Annotated in this window: 6 protein-coding genes; all 6 read right to left on the bottom strand. The window is 44.9% G+C overall.

Going from position 1 to position 20,546, the window contains the following annotated elements; all coding sequences use genetic code 11:
• Positions 1-40: 40 nt before the first annotated feature.
• A complete protein-coding gene (locus AMD27_RS04690) occupies positions 41-11,683 on the bottom strand; it encodes a BapA/Bap/LapF family large adhesin (RefSeq protein WP_067657032.1) in 11,643 nt (3,880 codons plus the stop codon).
• A 473-nt stretch (positions 11,684-12,156) separates the two neighbouring features.
• Positions 12,157-13,050: a succinate--CoA ligase subunit alpha gene (gene sucD / locus AMD27_RS04680; RefSeq protein WP_067657026.1), complete on the bottom strand. Its 894-nt coding sequence runs from the start codon at positions 13,048-13,050 to the stop codon at positions 12,157-12,159.
• Positions 13,051-13,063: 13 nt separating this feature from the next.
• The gene (gene sucC, locus AMD27_RS04675) at positions 13,064-14,230 is read right to left on the bottom strand and encodes an ADP-forming succinate--CoA ligase subunit beta (protein WP_067657023.1); all 1,167 of its coding nucleotides are present in this window, start codon (positions 14,228-14,230) and stop codon (positions 13,064-13,066) included.
• Between the two features lie 168 nt (positions 14,231-14,398).
• Positions 14,399-15,832, bottom strand: coding sequence for a dihydrolipoyl dehydrogenase (lpdA, locus tag AMD27_RS04670; protein ID WP_067657020.1), 1,434 nt, complete (start codon positions 15,830-15,832; stop codon positions 14,399-14,401).
• A gap of 62 nt (positions 15,833-15,894) precedes the next feature.
• Positions 15,895-17,109, bottom strand: a complete 1,215-nt coding sequence (gene odhB / locus AMD27_RS04665) for a 2-oxoglutarate dehydrogenase complex dihydrolipoyllysine-residue succinyltransferase (protein ID WP_067657017.1) — start codon at positions 17,107-17,109, stop codon at positions 15,895-15,897.
• A complete protein-coding gene (locus AMD27_RS04660) occupies positions 17,109-19,946 on the bottom strand; it encodes a 2-oxoglutarate dehydrogenase E1 component (RefSeq protein ID WP_067662773.1) in 2,838 nt (945 codons plus the stop codon). The genes odhB and AMD27_RS04660 overlap by 1 nt, the downstream gene beginning before the upstream one ends.
• Positions 19,947-20,546 lie beyond the last annotated feature (600 nt).

The following is a 20,546-nucleotide window of genomic DNA, read 5'->3' as shown; positions in this document are numbered from 1 at the left end:
AAAAATAGAGGCTCCTTAGAGCCTCTATTTTATTTAAATATTAGATAGGGTTGTTATATTTCAACAACTCATCTAACAACAATGTTGTACTGTCTGTATTCTGCAGCATCACCAGCTCAGTTGGATTGTATTGAGTTCCCGCACCATCAAGATCAATCGATACAATCGTATCTGTTCCATTTTGTGCCAAAGTCACAAATGTTCCAATATTGCTTGAATCAACAGTTTGACCCGCTAGCAGTGCTGAAATATCAATTACATCGCCTTCAGCTTTGCTGTAATCCGTCCATGTATCAAAACCATTACCTCCGTTACCCACACTCGAAAGCAAGTCATAAATCACAGTATCAGGACCATTTGAATTGGTGGTAATCACATCATTAAATACCGTGCTTGTGAATTCACGTCCTACTTCAATCGTTAAGATAGCAGTAGAATCATTGCCCGATAATGAAGTCAGGGTATAGCTAAAGTTCTCAGTACCACCGAAGTTACTTGAGTTAGCTTGATAGCTATACTCACCATCACCACTGATCGTCAATGTACCGTAAAGTCCTTGGATTGTAACGTCCTCAGAAGTTTGGCTAAGCGTTTGACCGTCTATGCTTAAGGTAGTGAACTTATTAGCTAAAGTATCGGCAGTACCATCTGTGAAAATATTACCTGTTTCAGTTAACTCAGCACTATTAATAGCTTGATATGTATCAAGGTCAACCTTATTAATCGTTACTGCTGAAGCCGTTAAAGTTACAGGGTAACCTGAACCAGATAAGCCAGTAAAAGCAAAATCTATTGTATAAGTTCCTGAATTAAGAGCTAAGTTACTGAAGTTTGCAGTAGCAGTAGGCGTATCGAAAATATTAATGATCGAAGTTGTCACTGTTTGTGGTGGTAAAGTTGCAATGACATTGCCTAAGCTATCTTTTAATGTAGCAACTACATTACCAGATGCAGAGGCAAGAGTACTGTTCTCACTTATTGTAACACTTGTTGATACGGAAGTTGCTCCATCATTAGGACCAACGACAAACGTCATAGATTTGGTCACAGCCGTGATATTAGTAATATTTGTCAAACCTGCTGTATTAGAAGCTGCTGTAATGCTAGTTGCAGAGCTATACACCAAGTTGGTTGACACTTCAGCTAGATCATTGGTTGCATTAACTACTACTTCTTGATCAACACCTGCTTGTGCAGGATCAGTTGGCCAAGTAATTAACCCTTCACCATCTACTCGAATATGAAGATCCGCTGTAGCTTCTGAACCATTGAAATCACGAATGGTATAACTAAAGGTGTCAACCTTACCAATATCTTCAACATCACCACGGCTTACATATTTGTAGCTACCATCCGGCGAGATATATAAAGTACCGTAAACACCCTGAACAACTGTATTGGCACTATCAATCGCCACAGCAGGTTCACCTAACTCGTTACTTACGAGCTTGACATAGGTTGTTGGGTTAACAAGGTCGGCTCCGTCTACACTATTAATTACATTGCCTTCAATTTCGTTAGAGCCTAAATATTTGTTCGTTTGATCTGTAATTGTGAATTGAATACCACCAAACAGATTTACTGCCACAGCACTACCTAATGCATCTATCAATTCGCGTAATGCGCCAGTGGTTTCTTGCGGTTGAATTGATAGTGTGTATATACCTTCTGGTAAGTCGTTATAGTTAATTAAACCAGCATAAGAATAACCGAAAGATAAATTAGGAATACTTAATTCAGCATCAAGTTCGACACCACCTTCCACAACAAAGTTTTCAGTTTGAACAACGCCATTTTCATCTACATATTGACGCTGTAATACAGCATCTGCATATAAGGTATTACCTGTAAGAAGATCCGCTAAAGTATTAAGTAAAGATAAACTTAATGTTGTCGATTTAAATCCGCTTACTGCAATCTCTACATCACTTGTTTGATTTTGAAGTACGTCAAAATTAAACGGTGTAGTGCTACCTAGACTAATTGGAATGCCTACAAGCTCAATGCCAAGTAACTGTCCAGCCCCTCCTGCAGTCCCAATATCATCACCAGGCTCTTCATAATAATTTTGAACTGTTGCCAGATCATCATTCGCGACCACTTCCTCCAAGTAATCTGGCGGTAGAAGTGTACTGTCATCAAACGGTATGCCATCAAGATCAATAATGATTTGCGCAGTATCTGTTTGAGCACCATTTTGAAGGGTATAGTTAAAGATCTCTGTCTTACCAAGTGCTTCTTCACCAGAAGTCACAGTGTAGGTAAATTCGCCCGTTACTGTATTAATTTCTAATACACCGTAATCACCTTGAATCGTTTCTACACCTGATATTGGAGTCCCATCAATTTCACTAATAATGGTGCCTAGAGGTGCAACATCATTTCCATTACCATTATCGCTAAAGACATTTGATGTCAGCGTATATGCTTGGAATGCTTCTTCTGTACCAGTAATGCTGAGATCTGTGTTTTCATACAATGTCAAAGTATTAGTAACAATTTGACCGATAGTCTGATTAACTATGTAGTCAATAACTTCAACTGGTAAAACATCTAACAGTTGACTCACTAGACTAGAAATAGGGAGTCCAATTGTGTTCACAGGAACCAGAATTGCTTGAACAACAGTCACTAATGGCGTAGCTAACTCTGGAGTTAGTACTGTATTGATTGCGTTGTAAATTGCTGTTTCATTTGAAGCACCAAGTATTGCTCCCTCACCACCCAGCTTATCTAATTCAATAGCGTAGATTAAGTCAGATAAGAGACCGCTGTCTTTTGCAACTACTGCGGTATATTCACCCTCAGGAAGATCAGACAAGGTGACTGATATGCCGTTTGGATTATTAACAATACCCAATACACCTACACCTCCTAATGTAATAACACCACCTTGGTTACCTATACGAGCAACTTCGGTTTGCGTACCATTCACATTTTGATAAACCACTAGTTGGAAAGCTTCTGCGACAGATATAAAATTCTCTTGTGTAGCAGTAATCGTGATATTACCAGTACGTCCTTGGTCTGCATTATTCAGGTCTTGCGGTATAGAAAAATCAGCACCTAAGATTTCGCCCTCTGTTCCGCTAAGAAGATCAATATAAGTAACATCATTGAAATCCTCTGTAGTTCTTGCATCCAAGAACTCTTGCCCCATATCCAACTGATACTCATCATTAATTGCATCAAGGGTTTGTGTTATTGGTGGGATCACGATATCTATCAACGCTTCTAGGCGATCTTGGAACCCAGCAGCTTCTGTTGGGAAGTCCGCAACAATGCCATCTACTGCTAATTGTGCTTCAGCTTTCGCTGCAAGTGCTTCATCACGAGCGATGGTTAATGCATCAACTTCTGCTTGGCTCACCGCACTGTCTGCAATCGCATCAGCTAATGCGGTGTCTGCTGCTGCATACGCCGCTTCTGCCGCTGCAACTAGGTCTTCAACTGAATCCAATGCATCTGGAACACCGTTGTCATCTAGATCGTTCACCGCAGGGATCACGATATCTATCAACGCTTCTAGGCGATCTTGGAACCCAGCAGCTTCTGTTGGGAAGTCCGCAACAATGCCATCTACTGCTAATTGTGCTTCAGCTTTCGCTGCAAGTGCTTCATCACGAGCGATGATTAATGCATCAACTTCTGCTTGGCTCACCGCACTGTCTGCAATCGCATCAGCTAATGCGGTGTCTGCTGCTGCATACGCCGCTTCTGCCGCTGCAACCAAGTCTTCAACAGCTGCAAGTTCAGCCGCATCCGGCGTACCATTGTCGTTGGTATCGTTCACCGCAGGGATCACGATATCTGTCAACGCTTCTAGGCGATCTTGGAACCCAGCAGCTTCTGTTGGGAAGTCCGCAACAATGCCATCTACTGCTGCTTGTGCTTCAGCTTTCGCTGCAAGTGCTTCATCACGAGCGATGGTTAATGCATCAACTTCTGCTTGGCTGACTGCATTGTCTGCAATCGCATCAGCTAACGCGGTGTCTGCTGCTGCATACGCCGCTTCTGCCGCTGCAACTAGGTCTTCAACAGCAGCAAGTTCAGCCGCATCCGGCGTACCATTGTCGTTGGTATCGTTCACCGCAGGGATCACGATATCTATCAACGCTTCTAGGCGATCTTGGAACTCGCCCGCTTCTGTTGGGAAGTCGACAAGGATGCCATCTACTGCTGCTTGTGCTTCAGCTTTCGCTGCAAGTGCTTCATCACGAGCGATGGTTAATGCATCAACTTCTGCTTGGCTCACCGCACTGTCTGCAATCGCATCAGCTAATGCGGTGTCTGCTGCTGCATACGCCGCTTCTGCCGCTGCAACTAGGTCTTCAACAGCAGCAAGTTCAGCCGCATCCGGCGTACCATTGTCGTTGGTATCGTTCACCGCAGGGATCACGATATCTATCAACGCTTCTAGGCGATCTTGGAACTCGCCCGCTTCTGTTGGGAAGTCGACAAGGATGCCATCTACTGCTGCTTGTGCTTCAGCTTTCGCTGCAAGTGCTTCATCACGAGCGATGGTTAATGCATCAACTTCTGCTTGGCTCACCGCACTGTCTGCAATCGCATCAGCTAATGCGGTGTCTGCTGCTGCATACGCCGCTTCTGCCGCTGCAACCAAGTCTTCAACAGCTGCAAGTTCAGCCGCATCCGGCGTACCATTGTCGTTGGTATCGTTCACCGCAGGGATCACGATATCTATCAACGCTTCTAGGCGATCTTGGAACCCAGCAGCTTCTGTTGGGAAGTCCGCAACAATGCCATCTACTGCTAATTGTGCTTCAGCTTTCGCTGCAAGTGCTTCATCACGAGCGATGATTAATGCATCAACTTCTGCTTGGCTCACCGCACTGTCTGCAATCGCATCAGCTAATGCGGTGTCTGCTGCTGCATACGCCGCTTCTGCCGCTGCAACTAGGTCTTCAACTGAATCCAATGCATCTGGAACACCGTTGTCATCTAGATCGTTCACCGCAGGGATCACGATATCTATCAACGCTTCTAGGCGATCTTGGAACCCAGCAGCTTCTGTTGGGAAGTCCGCAACAATGCCATCTACTGCTAATTGTGCTTCAGCTTTCGCTGCAAGTGCTTCATCACGAGCGATGATTAATGCATCAACTTCTGCTTGGCTCACCGCACTGTCTGCAATCGCATCAGCTAATGCGGTGTCTGCTGCTGCATACGCCGCTTCTGCCGCTGCAACTAGGTCTTCAACTGAATCCAATGCATCTGGAACACCGTTGTCATCTAGATCGTTCACCGCAGGGATCACGATATCTATCAACGCTTCTAGGCGATCTTGGAACCCAGCAGCTTCTGTTGGGAAGTCCGCAACAATGCCATCTACTGCTAATTGTGCTTCAGCTTTCGCTGCAAGTGCTTCATCACGAGCGATGGTTAATGCATCAACTTCTGCTTGGCTCACCGCACTGTCTGCAATCGCATCAGCTAATGCGGTGTCTGCTGCTGCATACGCCGCTTCTGCCGCTGCAACCAAGTCTTCAACAGCTGCAAGTTCAGCCGCATCCGGCGTACCATTGTCGTTGGTATCGTTCACCGCAGGGATCACGATATCTGTCAACGCTTCTAGGCGATCTTGGAACCCAGCAGCTTCTGTTGGGAAGTCCGCAACAATGCCATCTACTGCTGCTTGTGCTGCTTCTTTGGCTGCTGTCGCATCGGCTAAGTCTTGCGTTAATGCATCGACTTCGGCTTGGCTGACTGCATTGTCTGCAATCGCATCAGCTAACGCGGTGTCTGCTGCTGCATAGGCTGCTTCTGCCGCTGCAACCAAGTCTTCAACAGCTGCAAGTTCAGCCGCATCCGGCGTACCATTGTCGTTGGTATCGTTCACCGCAGGGATCACGATATCTGTCAACGCTTCTAGGCGATCTTGGAACCCAGCAGCTTCTGTTGGGAAGTCCGCAACAATGCCATCTACTGCTGCTTGTGCTGCTTCTTTGGCTGCTGTCGCATCGGCTAAGTCTTGCGTTAATGCATCGACTTCGGCTTGGCTGACTGCATTGTCTGCAATCGCATCAGCTAACGCGGTGTCTGCTGCTGCATACGCCGCTTCTGCCGCTGCAACTAGGTCTTCAACTGAATCCAATGCATCTGGAACACCGTTGTCATCTAGATCGTTCACCGCAGGGATCACGATATCTATCAACGCTTCTAGGCGATCTTGGAACCCAGCAGCTTCTGTTGGGAAGTCCGCAACAATGCCATCTACTGCTAATTGTGCTTCAGCTTTCGCTGCAAGTGCTTCATCACGAGCGATGGTTAATGCATCAACTTCTGCTTGGCTCACCGCACTGTCTGCAATCGCATCAGCTAATGCGGTGTCTGCTGCTGCATACGCCGCTTCTGCCGCTGCAACCAAGTCTTCAACAGCTGCAAGTTCAGCCGCATCCGGCGTACCATTGTCGTTGGTATCGTTCACCGCAGGGATCACGATATCTGTCAACGCTTCTAGGCGATCTTGGAACCCAGCAGCTTCTGTTGGGAAGTCCGCAACAATGCCATCTACTGCTGCTTGTGCTGCTTCTTTGGCTGCTGTCGCATCGGCTAAGTCTTGCGTTAATGCATCGACTTCGGCTTGGCTGACTGCATTGTCTGCAATCGCATCAGCTAACGCGGTGTCTGCTGCTGCATAGGCTGCTTCTGCCGCTGCAACCAAGTCTTCAACAGCTGCAAGTTCAGCCGCATCCGGCGTACCATTGTCGTTGGTATCGTTCACCGCAGGGATCACGATATCTGTCAACGCTTCTAGGCGATCTTGGAACCCAGCAGCTTCTGTTGGGAAGTCCGCAACAATGCCATCTACTGCTGCTTGTGCTGCTTCTTTGGCTGCTGTCGCATCGGCTAAGTCTTGCGTTAATGCATCGACTTCGGCTTGGCTGACTGCATTGTCTGCAATCGCATCAGCTAACGCGGTGTCTGCTGCTGCATACGCCGCTTCTGCCGCTGCAACTAGGTCTTCAACTGAATCCAATGCATCTGGAACACCGTTGTCATCTAGATCGTTCACCGCAGGGATCACGATATCTATCAACGCTTCTAGGCGATCTTGGAACCCAGCAGCTTCTGTTGGGAAGTCCGCAACAATGCCATCTACTGCTAATTGTGCTTCAGCTTTCGCTGCAAGTGCTTCATCACGAGCGATGGTTAATGCATCAACTTCTGCTTGGCTCACCGCACTGTCTGCAATCGCATCAGCTAATGCGGTGTCTGCTGCTGCATACGCCGCTTCTGCCGCTGCAACTAGGTCTTCAACTGAATCCAATGCATCTGGAACACCGTTGTCATCTAGATCGTTCACCGCAGGGATCACGATATCTATCAACGCTTCTAGGCGATCTTGGAACCCAGCAGCTTCTGTTGGGAAGTCCGCAACAATGCCATCTACTGCTAATTGTGCTTCAGCTTTCGCTGCAAGTGCTTCATCACGAGCGATGGTTAATGCATCAACTTCTGCTTGGCTCACCGCACTGTCTGCAATCGCATCAGCTAATGCGGTGTCTGCTGCTGCATACGCCGCTTCTGCCGCTGCAACCAAGTCTTCAACAGCTGCAAGTTCAGCCGCATCCGGCGTACCATTGTCGTTGGTATCGTTCACCGCAGGGATCACGATATCTGTCAACGCTTCTAGGCGATCTTGGAACCCAGCAGCTTCTGTTGGGAAGTCCGCAACAATGCCATCTACTGCTGCTTGTGCTGCTTCTTTGGCTGCTGTCGCATCGGCTAAGTCTTGCGTTAATGCATCGACTTCGGCTTGGCTGACTGCATTGTCTGCAATCGCATCAGCTAACGCGGTGTCTGCTGCTGCATACGCCGCTTCTGCCGCTGCAACTAGGTCTTCAACTGAATCCAATGCATCTGGAACACCGTTGTCGTTGGTATCGTTCACCGCAGGGATCACGATATCTATCAACGCTTCTAGGCGATCTTGGAACCCAGCAGCTTCTGTTGGGAAGTCCGCAACAATGCCATCTACTGCTAATTGTGCTTCAGCTTTCGCTGCAAGTGCTTCATCACGAGCGATGGTTAATGCATCAACTTCTGCTTGGCTCACCGCACTGTCTGCAATCGCATCAGCTAATGCGGTGTCTGCTGCTGCATACGCCGCTTCTGCCGCTGCAACTAGGTCTTCAACTGAATCCAATGCATCTGGAACACCGTTGTCATCTAGATCGTTCACCGCAGGGATCACGATATCTATCAACGCTTCTAGGCGATCTTGGAACCCAGCAGCTTCTGTTGGGAAGTCCGCAACAATGCCATCTACTGCTAATTGTGCTTCAGCTTTCGCTGCAAGTGCTTCATCACGAGCGATGGTTAATGCATCAACTTCTGCTTGGCTCACCGCACTGTCTGCAATCGCATCAGCTAATGCGGTGTCTGCTGCTGCATACGCCGCTTCTGCCGCTGCAACTAGGTCTTCAACTGAATCCAATGCATCTGGAACACCGTTGTCATCTAGATCGTTCACCGCAGGGATCACGATATCTATCAACGCTTCTAGGCGATCTTGGAACCCAGCAGCTTCTGTTGGGAAGTCCGCAACAATGCCATCTACTGCTAATTGTGCTTCAGCTTTCGCTGCAAGTGCTTCATCACGAGCGATGGTTAATGCATCAACTTCTGCTTGGCTCACCGCACTGTCTGCAATCGCATCAGCTAATGCGGTGTCTGCTGCTGCATACGCCGCTTCTGCCGCTGCAACTAGGTCTTCAACTGAATCCAATGCATCTGGAACACCGTTGTCATCTAGATCGTTCACCGCAGGGATCACGATATCTATCAACGCTTCTAGGCGATCTTGGAACCCAGCAGCTTCTGTTGGGAAGTCCGCAACAATGCCATCTACTGCTAATTGTGCTTCAGCTTTCGCTGCAAGTGCTTCATCACGAGCGATGATTAATGCATCAACTTCTGCTTGGCTCACCGCACTGTCTGCAATCGCATCAGCTAATGCGGTGTCTGCTGCTGCATACGCCGCTTCTGCCGCTGCAACTAGGTCTTCAACTGAATCCAATGCATCTGGAACACCGTTGTCATCTAGATCGTTCACCGCAGGGATCACGATATCTATCAACGCTTCTAGGCGATCTTGGAACCCAGCAGCTTCTGTTGGGAAGTCCGCAACAATGCCATCTACTGCTAATTGTGCTTCAGCTTTCGCTGCAAGTGCTTCATCACGAGCGATGGTTAATGCATCAACTTCTGCTTGGCTCACCGCACTGTCTGCAATCGCATCAGCTAATGCGGTGTCTGCTGCTGCATACGCCGCTTCTGCCGCTGCAACCAAGTCTTCAACAGCTGCAAGTTCAGCCGCATCCGGCGTACCATTGTCGTTGGTATCGTTCACCGCAGGGATCACGATATCTGTCAACGCTTCTAGGCGATCTTGGAACCCAGCAGCTTCTGTTGGGAAGTCCGCAACAATGCCATCTACTGCTGCTTGTGCTGCTTCTTTGGCTGCTGTCGCATCGGCTAAGTCTTGCGTTAATGCATCGACTTCGGCTTGGCTCACCGCACTGTCTGCAATCGCATCAGCTAACGCGGTGTCTGCTGCTGCATAGGCTGCTTCTGCCGCTGCAACTAGGTCTTCAACAGCAGCAAGTTCAGCCGCATCCGGCGTACCATTGTCGTTGGTATCGTTCACCGCAGGGATCACGATATCTGTCAACGCTTCTAGGCGATCTTGGAACCCAGCAGCTTCTGTTGGGAAGTCCGCAACAATGCCATCTACTGCTAATTGTGCTTCAGCTTTCGCTGCAAGTGCTTCATCACGAGCGATGATTAATGCATCAACTTCTGCTTGGCTCACCGCACTGTCTGCAATCGCATCAGCTAATGCGGTGTCTGCTGCTGCATACGCCGCTTCTGCCGCTGCAACTAGGTCTTCAACTGAATCCAATGCATCTGGAACACCGTTGTCATCTAGATCGTTCACCGCAGGGATCACGATATCTATCAACGCTTCTAGGCGATCTTGGAACCCAGCAGCTTCTGTTGGGAAGTCCGCAACAATGCCATCTACTGCTAATTGTGCTTCAGCTTTCGCTGCAAGTGCTTCATCACGAGCGATGGTTAATGCATCAACTTCTGCTTGGCTCACCGCACTGTCTGCAATCGCATCAGCTAATGCGGTGTCTGCTGCTGCATAGGCTGCTTCTGCCGCTGCAACCAAGTCTTCAACAGCAGCAAGTTCAGCCGCATCCGGCGTACCATTGTCGTTGGTATCGTTCACCGCAGGGATCACGATATCTACAAGGTCATTAATACGGTCTTGGAACTCGCCCGCTTCTGTTGGGAAGTCGACAAGGATGCCATCTACTGCTGCTTGTGCTGCTTCTTTGGCTGCTGTCGCATCGGCTAAGTCTTGCGTTAATGCATCGACTTCGGCTTGGCTCACCGCACTGTCTGCAATCGCATCAGCTAATGCGGTGTCTGCTGCTGCATACGCCGCTTCTGCCGCTGCAACCAAGTCTTCAACAGCTGCAAGTTCAGCCGCATCCGGCGTACCATTGTCGTTGGTATCGTTCACCGCAGGGATCACGATATCTGTCAACGCTTCTAGGCGATCTTGGAACCCAGCAGCTTCTGTTGGGAAGTCCGCAACAATGCCATCTACTGCTGCTTGTGCTGCTTCTTTGGCTGCTGTCGCATCGGCTAAGTCTTGCGTTAATGCATCGACTTCGGCTTGGCTGACTGCATTGTCTGCAATCGCATCAGCTAATGCGGTGTCTGCTGCTGCATAGGCTGCTTCTGCCGCTGCAACCAAGTCTTCTACACTATTTAAATCAACAGAGTCTGAAGTAGAATCGGAGATTGAATCTGAGTCTGAAGTAGAATCGGAGATTGAATCTGAGTTTGAAGTAGAATCGGAGATTGAATCTGAGTCTGAAGTAGAGTCGGAGATTGAATCTGAGTCTGAAGTAGAGTCGGAGATTGAATCTGAGTCTGAAGTAGAATCGGAGATTGAATCTGAGTTTGAAGTAGAATCGGAGATTGAATCTGAGTTTGAAGTAGAATCGGAGATTGAATCTGAGTTTGAAGTAGAATCGGAGTTTGAAGTAGAATCGGAGTTTGAAGTAGAATCGGAGTTTGAAGTAGAATCGGAGTTTGAATCTGAGTCTGAAGTAGAATCGGAGATTGAATCTGAGTTTGAAGTAGAATCGGAGTTTGAAGTAGAATCTGAGTTTGAAGTAGAGTCAGACATTGAATCAATTGGTGTAGATGAATCATCATCAGACGCAGCAGCCGCTATAGCCCCCACACCGGCTACACCACCAAGCAACCAAGGCAAAATTAAACCACTTTCATCTGAATATAAAAGTGGTTCTATGTCATCAATTAAATGGTATTTAATGGTATCAGCAATATTCCCCTGCTGATCTGTAAATTCAGCCCAATATAATTTACCTGAATTATCATCAAAAACGATTGAGTTATCTGCAGTATTTTGATCATTGAAGAAATTTTCAATGACAATTTTTTCACCATTTTTTAGATAGACTTCTGCATTATTGCCATTTCTAATAATCTTGGCGACATCTTCTATTGAGTGATTAATAATTACAACGGAGGCTTCGGTTAATCTGGCCGAGTTTTCATCCGTTTGCTGGGTGGTGGTGTGTTGCTCTTTAGAGACTATTGTTATCTTATTCATGAGGTCACCTTCTTGGCTTTTATAATTCAAAATTATTGTAATTTATTTGAAATCTACTGAATAATTGACGATTATTCATACAACTCCACAAAGTCCCCAACATAATTACACATATACAAATAACCACCAAAATTTACATCTTTATAGTTTTGTAAATCTTTAACAAACATTAACTCAGCATATTTATCATTATTTTTTATGAACTTACAATATTTATTAATTAAAACTAAATACCAATTCCAGCAAACCTTAACGCTCATTGTTTAATCAATAGGGTTAAAATATTATTTGGTTTAGAATTTCTAAATTTTCATCACCTCACTAGAATTATATGTGACTAATGTCACATTTGTTTTTTTGCTTAATTATTTATTATAAAAATTTTAAAATAATTCAATGTATTTTATGTAAACATATTATGTACAAAAAACCCCCAATAAATGGAGGTTTTATTTTTAGCTCAAATTTCAACCTTACTTAACTAAACCTTTTTCTTTCAAAACCTGTAGCATTGTAGACCCTAACTCTGCAGGACTACGCGTATATGCCATTCCTGCACGTTCAAAAGCAGCAAATTTCTCTTCTGCCGTACCTTGACCACCCGAGATAATGGCGCCTGCATGACCCATACGCTTACCTTTAGGTGCTGTAACACCGGCAATATAGCCCACGACAGGTTTAGTCACATGAGATTTGATATATTCAGCAGCTTCTTCTTCCGCAGTTCCACCAATTTCACCAATCATAATAATGGCTTCAGTTTGTGGATCTTCTTGGAACAGTTTTAGGCAATCAATTTGATTCATACCCGGAATTGGATCACCACCAATACCGATACAAGTCGATTGACCGAGTCCAAGCTTAGTCGTTTGAGCAACAGCCTCATAGGTGAGTGTGCCTGAACGCGAGATAATCCCGATTTTACCCGGTTGATGAATATGTCCTGGCATAATACCAATCTTACATTCACCTGGTGTGATAATACCTGGACAGTTTGGCCCAATTAAGCGTGCGCCATTACCATAGGTTTCAAGGTAACGTTTGGCTTTCAACATATCTAGGGTTGGAACACCTTCAGTGATCACGACAATCAGCTGGATACCTGAATCCACCGCCTCAACGATTGAATCCAAAACAAAGGGTGCAGGTACATAGATCACAGATGCATCTGCCTGTGTTTCTTTAACCGCTTCATTCATTGTATTGAAAACAGGAAGGTTTAGATGTTGTTGTCCGCCCTTACCTGGGGTTACACCACCCACAACTTTTGTGCCGTAGGCTAAAGCTTGCTCAGAATGAAAAGTACCATTTTTACCGGTAAAGCCCTGTACCAATACTTTTGTGTTTTTATTAACTAATACGCTCATGATTGATACTCCCTTACGCTTTCACTGCAGCAACAACTTTTTCCGCAGCATCGGCAAGGCCGGTTGCAGAAATTAATTTAAGACCTGATTCATCGAGTAATTTTGCACCGAGTTCAGCATTATTCCCCTCAAGGCGAACAACAACAGGAACCGTTACATTAACTTCTTGAACCGCTGCAATAATCGCTTCAGCAATCATGTCACAACGTACAATTCCACCAAAGATATTGATTAAGATCGCTTCTACAGTGGTATCTGACAAAATGATTTTAAATGCTTCAATCACTCGGTCTTTGGTTGCGCCGCCGCCAACGTCAAGGAAGTTCGCAGGCTGACCACCATAAAGCTTAATAATGTCCATGGTCGCCATGGCAAGACCTGCGCCATTCACCATACAACCAATATTACCCTCTAAGGCAACATAGTTCAGATCAAACTCAGAGGCTTTAAGCTCACGCTCATTCTCTTGAGATTTGTCACGCATCGCATTAATTTCAGGTAACCGATACAGGGCATTTGAATCGATCCCCACTTTGGCATCCACACATAAAATATCGCCATTTTCACGAACTGAAAGCGGGTTAATTTCAAATAAGGCAAAATCATTTTCAATAAAAGCTTGGTATGCAGCAGTCATCACTTTCACAAATTGGTTAATTTGACCATCTTTGAGATTGAGCTTAAATGCAACATCACGCGCTTGGAAAGGCAGAAGACCGACTAGAGGATCAACTTCAACTTTAATAATTTTTTCTGGGGTTTCTTCAGCAACTTTTTCAATTTCAACACCGCCTTCAGTAGATGCCATGAAGGTTACACGACGGCTTGAACGATCAACCACTGCACCTAAGTAAAGCTCACGCTCAACGGGGTAAACATCTTCACAAATGAGCAGGCTGTTCACAGGCTGACCATTGGCATCAGTTTGATACGTGACTAGATTAGTACCAATAATCGAATTTGCATAGGCTACAACCTCTTCTTTAGATTTGGCCACTTTTACACCGCCAGCCTTACCACGACCACCTGCATGCACTTGTGCCTTCATCACAGCGAACTTGCCACCTAGCTGCTCAAACGCGGCAACTGCCTCGTCGGCATTGGTCGCAAGAATTCCTTCTTGAACAGGCATTCCATATTTTTTTAACAGCGTTTTAGCTTGATATTCGTGTAAATTCATTCTTTATACCCTTTGCTACTTTTCACGTTTTTATGACCACCAACACTCCAACATCCATCACGATAAGTGCCAGCATTTATTTAATTTTCTATTATTAGTTTTAGATGATTATTCATACAAAAACAACCACCAAATGCAAAAAGAGCGGCCCGAGCCGCTCTTTTCTTTTTATTTACGTTTGCGCTGAATCGCGTGAATCGCTCGTCCATCCACTGCCAATGCAGCTTCATGAACGACTTCAGAGAAAGTTGGGTGACCGAATGTCATCAATTGAAGATCTTCAACAGATGATACAAACTCAAGTGCAATCATACCTTGATGAACGATATCAGACGCGGCAGGTCCAATCACGTGCATACCGAGTAAACGATCTGTTTTTGCATCAGCAACAAACTTCACGAAACCAGCATTTTCACCAGCAGCCATTGCACGACCATTTGCAGCGAAACCGAATTGACCGGTTTTCACTTCATGACCTTTCTCAGTCGCTTGCTGTTCTGTTAAACCCACCCACGCCGCTTCTGGATGTGTGTAAATCACAGAAATGATGGTGTCATAGTTCACTTGAGCTGCATGACCGTGCATACGTTCAACAGCCATAACACCTTCTTCCATTGCTTTATGTGCAAGCATTGGACCGCGTACCAAGTCACCAATGGCGTAAACGCCTTCAACAGAAGTCGCACACCAATCATTGACTTCAACCAAACCACGTTCAGTCAGCTGAATACCGCAATCTTCAGCCAATAGACCTTCAGCATATGCACGACGACCAACACAAACAATTAATTTATCGAAAGTTTGAGTTTTATCTTCGCCAGCTTGGGTATATTGAACGGTTACTTCTGAACCATTGACTTCAGTACCCGATACTTTCGCACCAACACGAATATCAAGACCTTGTTTAGTCAAAAGTTTTTGGTAGTCTTTCGCCAATGCTTTATCAGCCATTGGTAAAAATGCATCCATTGCTTCAAATACAACAACTTCAGCACCCAAACGACGCCAAACTGAACCCAGCTCTAAACCAATTACACCCGCACCAATCACGCCTAAACGCTTCGGTACTTCTTGGAATTCAAGTGCGCCCGTTGAATCAACGATTACATCTTGATCTACAGGAGCTGAAGGAATATTAATTGGTACAGAACCTGTTGCAAGAATGACAAACTTAGGCTCTAAAACTTGAGTTTCACCTTCGTGAGAGACAAATTCTACTTTTTTACCCGCAAGAAGTTTACCCGTACCTTTTAACCACTCAATACCATTACCTTTTAAAAGGCCGTCGATACCCATAGTCAATTGGTCAACAATTTTATCTTTACGTGCAAGTAATTTTGCAAGATCAAACTTCACTTCACCTGTGGTAATACCGTGATCATCTAAATGATGCACTGTATCTTCATAACGGTGTGAAGAATCAAGTAATGCTTTAGATGGAATACAACCCACGTTTAAGCATGTACCACCTAAAGATGGTTTACCTTTATGAATACGTTTTTCAATACATGCAACTTTGAAACCAAGTTGAGCAGCACGAATTGCAGCTTCATAACCACCTGGTCCACCGCCGATTACAACTAAATCGAACTGTTGAGACATTTTTATCTCCAAGCACTAAGACAGAGGATCGCTCTGTCTTAGATTATTTTCAATGGTAAGTATTAAAGATCAAGGATAAGACGTGCTGGCTCTTCTAACAATTCTTTGATTGTTACAAGGAAACCTACCGCTTCTTTACCATCGATTAAACGGTGATCATAAGATAACGCTAAGTACATCATTGGCAAGATTTCAACTTGACCATTGACTGCCATTGGACGTTCTTGGATTTTGTGCATACCCAAAATTGCAGTTTGTGGCGTGTTTAAAATTGGCGTAGAAAGAAGTGAACCGAAAGTACCGCCATTGGTGATGGTGAATGTACCGCCAGTCATATCTTCAATACCGAGTTTACCGTCACGTGCTTTACCTGCATATGCACGGATGCCATTTTCAACTTCAGCATAGTTCATGCGGTCTGTATCACGAAGAACAGGAACCACTAGACCACGTTCAGATGACACAGCAACACCGATGTCATAGTAACCGTGATAAACAATATCATCGCCATCAATTGACGCATTTACCGCTGGGTAACGTTTAAGGGCTTCTGTGGCAGCCTTAACGAAGAATGACATAAAGCCAAGACGTGCACCATGACGCTTTTCAAAAGCTTCTTTATATTGGTTACGCATGTCCATGATTGGTTTCATGTTCACTTCGTTGAATGTGGTCAACATCGCAGTTTCTTGCGTTGCTGCAAGAAGACGCTCAGCAACACGCTTACGAAGACGTGTCATTGGAACACGTTTTTCGATGCGTTCACCCGCAGCTACGTTTAATGGCGCAGCAGCAGACGCAGCTGGTTTAGTTTGATGATTTGCAACATCTTCTTTGGTGATGCGACCACCACGACCAGAACCTGACACATCAGCAGCATTGATGCCAGTTTCAGTCAAAGCTTTACGAACCGCTGGTGCTTGATCAGAAACTTGAGCACGTTCAACAACAGGCGCAGCACCTGCTTCAGTTTGTGCGGCAGCTTGTTCTACTTTTTCTTCTGACTGAACAGCTTGAGTTTGAGCAGCGCCAGATACAACACCCTCCTCAAATGTCGCAATCACTTCAGCAGAAAGCACAGTATCGCCTTCGCCTTTGATAATTTGTGCAATTGTACCGTCAGCAGGAGCAACCACTTCTAAAACAACTTTATCTGTTTCGATATCGCAGATCACTTCATCACGTGATACAGCTTCGCCCGGTTGTTTATGCCAAGTTGCCACTGTTCCATCTGCAACTGACTCTGGAAATACCGGTGCTTTAATTTCGGTTGCCATTATTTCGTTTCTCCTGATTGTTCAACTACGATCGCTAATGCGTCATTGACGAGCTGAGCTTGTTGTTTTGCATGCAAGTAAGGTGAGCCACATGCAGGTGCAGCAGATGCTTCACGGCCTGCGTAGCTAATACGAATCTGTTGACCAGATTTCATGATGTCATCGTATAAACGTGGAGCAATGAATAACCAAGCGCCTTGGTTTTTCGGCTCTTCTTGACACCAAACAATCTCTTTGACATTTGGATACGTTGCTAGAACTTCAGCAATGCGTTGTTCTGGATACGGATACAACTGTTCCACGCGTACAATCGCAATGTTTAAGTTCTCTTCACGACGTTTTTCAAGCAAGTCGTAATACACCTTACCACCACAAAGCACTAAACGCGTTACGTCTGCTTTACTGAGGTTATCGACTTCATCGATCACAGTTTGGAATGAACCCGTAGCCAGCTCTTCTAAAGTAGAGGTCGCTAACTTGTGACGAAGCAATGATTTCGGTGACGTGATAATCATTGGTTTACGAATTGGACGAAGTGCTTGACGACGCATCGCATGGAAAATCTGAGCTGGTGTCGTTGGTGTGATCACTTGCATATTGTCTTCTGCACAAAGCTGTAAGAAACGCTCTAAACGTGCTGAAGAATGCTCAGGACCTTGACCTTCATAACCATGTGGAAGAAGCATGGTTAAACCACATACACGCTCCCATTTCGTTTCACCTGATGCGATGAACTGATCGATCACGACTTGAGCACAGTTAGCAAAGTCACCGAATTGCGCTTCCCAAATGATCAAGCTTTTCGGTAATGTCGTTGCATAGCCATATTCAAATGCAAGCACTGCCATTTCTGACAACAAAGAGTCATAAATTGCAGTACGTGGCTGATTTTCTTTGATATGACAAAGTGGAATATAGACTGAACCATCTACTTGGTTATGCAATTTCGCATGACGATGTGAGAACGTACCACGGCCCACATCCTCACCTGTTAAACGAACCAAGAAGCCTTCATCTAGAATAGTTGCATACGCTAAAACTTCTGCAGCACCCCAGTTGAGTGGCATTTCGCCTGTTTGCATTTTCAAACGATCATCAATCACTTTAGATACTTGGCGCTGCATCACAAAGCCTTCAGGCAATTGACGCATTTTTGTACCAAGCTCTTTTAAGCGCTCGATTGGGAATGAAGTATCCCATTCATCTGTATAATCATGACCCAAGTATGGAGACCAATCGACAAACATTTTTGTATTTGGCTCCAATACAAGTGCATTGGCAACATGTTTACCGGCTTCAAGATCTGAACGATAGTCTTCTACCATTTGATCTGCTTGCCCACGATCTAAAACACCTTGTTGAACCAATTGATCTGCATAAAGCGTACGTGTGGTTGGTTTTTTAGTGATGACTTGATACATCATTGGCTGAGTTGCAGCCGGTTCATCCGCTTCGTTATGACCGCGACGACGATAGCAGAACATATCAATCACAACATCTTTACGGAATGTATGACGGAAATCATGTGCCAATTGAGCAACAAACAACACAGACTCGGGATCATCACCATTAACATGGAAGATCGGTGCCTGAATCATTTTTGCAATATCAGTACAGTATTCTGTAGAACGCGCATCACGTGGATCAGATGTCGTGAAACCCACTTGGTTATTCACGACAATATGAACAGTACCACCTACCGTATAGCCACGAGTTTGTGACATTTGGAAGGTTTCTTGGTTAACACCTTGACCTGCAAATGCTGCATCACCATGAACAATAACTGGTAATACGTCATCACCACCAATATCTTTACGACGCACTTGACGCGCACGTACAGAGCCCTCAACCACAGGGCCTACGATTTCTAAATGCGATGGGTTAAACGCCAATGCTAGGTGAACTTCGCCACCTGAAGTCATCACGTTTGAAGAAAAGCCTTGGTGATACTTAACGTCACCAGAACCTTTCTTATGAAGAGATTTACCTTCAAACTCACCAAACAATTCAGCTGGGTTTTTACCCATAATGTTGACAAGAAGGTTAAGACGACCACGGTGTGGCATCCCAATCACAACTTCTTTACAACCCACAGCACCTGCATATTGAATTAATGCATCTACCATCGGGATGAAAGACTCGCCACCCTCAACACCAAAACGCTTCGCACCAACGTATTTATTACCTAAGAATTTCTCAAGGCCTTCAGCTGCTGTTAAGCGCTCTAGAACGTGTTTCTTTTGCTCTAAAGAAAAACCAAATTGACCTTTGGTGCCTTCCAGACGCTGTTGAATCCAACGTTTTTCCTTGGTATCAACGATGTGCATGTATTCCACACCAATAGAAGCACAGTACGTCGCTTCCATTGCTGCAACCATTTCACCTAGTGTTGCTTCAGCTTTACCAATCGCCAAATTACCTGCATTAAATACAGTGTCTAAATCTGACTTGGTTAAACCGTGCGCAGCAAGATCTAAGTCTGGTACGTCTTCGCGTTTTGCCAAACCCAGTGGATCTAATTTTGCTTTTTGGTGACCACGATTACGATATGCTGCGATGAGCTGTAATACGCCAATTTGACGACGTTCGTGCTCTGAACTTACTGCACTTTGTACGACAGGCTGGATACGATTTGAATTACGACCTAATAAAAGGAATTGCTCACGTACATTGCTGTGTGGTTGATCACCCTTAGGGAATTTACCGAAGTATTCTTGCCAGTCAGCACCAACTGAATCCGGCGCTGTTAAATACTGCTCATAAAGTTCTTCAATATACGCTGCACTGTCAGCGGAAAGTTCAGTGTCAAGACGCAGAGCGTCAGCAACTTCTTGCATTTGTGGACCCATTTCCTATTGCAAAACATTACAGGAAGCTTTTTAAGCTCTCCCATGATTGAGAATGCCAAATGGTAAATTGACATTCACCCATCAGGCACAAATGACCATGGGGCGTTCACAGTATTAGAGCAAGCCCTAACACCAATAACGAATCACAACGCCGTGTTTGGCATCATCACTCATCTTCATACTCGATAAAATCGAGCAATTTTTTGCAAATTGACTTAGAAAAAACAAGCGCAGATTTGGTTTTCCTAAAGCAACTTCAATTCGTTTTATTATCTATAAGTTTTAAGCTTTACCAAACAGTGGATATGTTGAAAAAATGTACGTAATTCAGATATTTTTTCAGCTTTAAATAACGTGTTAAATGCTAACATGAAGCTTAACATGAATTGATTTTATTGCCACATACCACTTATAAATTAGCTAAATACATCTCAAATTTAATCGTTTAAACTCAGGTGCATTTTATGCATCTTCCTCAAAATAAACACCAAAATAGACTAAAGCCTAATAAATTTTCAGTCTATCTGTGCAATATATTAACATTATAAATTCCTAAATGCTGATGCAATAGCCCCTCATCCAAGTCAC

It is taken from the genome of Acinetobacter sp. TGL-Y2 (assembly GCF_001612555.1).
Classification (GTDB): Bacteria; Pseudomonadota; Gammaproteobacteria; order Pseudomonadales; family Moraxellaceae; genus Acinetobacter.
Note: the sequence above shows the minus strand (reverse complement) of the source record. Positions and strands in the feature narration are given on the sequence as shown.

Bases quoted from the DNA above. Each gene is read 5' to 3' on its own strand.
- AMD27_RS04690 (WP_067657032.1), bottom strand. From the start codon at position 11,683: ATGAATAAGATAACAATAGTCTCTAAAGAGCAACACACCACCACCCAG.
- sucC (WP_067657023.1), bottom strand. From the start codon at position 14,230: ATGAATTTACACGAATATCAAGCTAAAACGCTGTTAAAAAAATATGGA.
- sucD (WP_067657026.1), bottom strand. From the start codon at position 13,050: ATGAGCGTATTAGTTAATAAAAACACAAAAGTATTGGTACAGGGCTTT.
- lpdA (WP_067657020.1), bottom strand. From the start codon at position 15,832: ATGTCTCAACAGTTCGATTTAGTTGTAATCGGCGGTGGACCAGGTGGT.
- odhB (WP_067657017.1), bottom strand. From the start codon at position 17,109: ATGGCAACCGAAATTAAAGCACCGGTATTTCCAGAGTCAGTTGCAGAT.
- AMD27_RS04660 (WP_067662773.1), bottom strand. From the start codon at position 19,946: ATGCAAGAAGTTGCTGACGCTCTGCGTCTTGACACTGAACTTTCCGCT.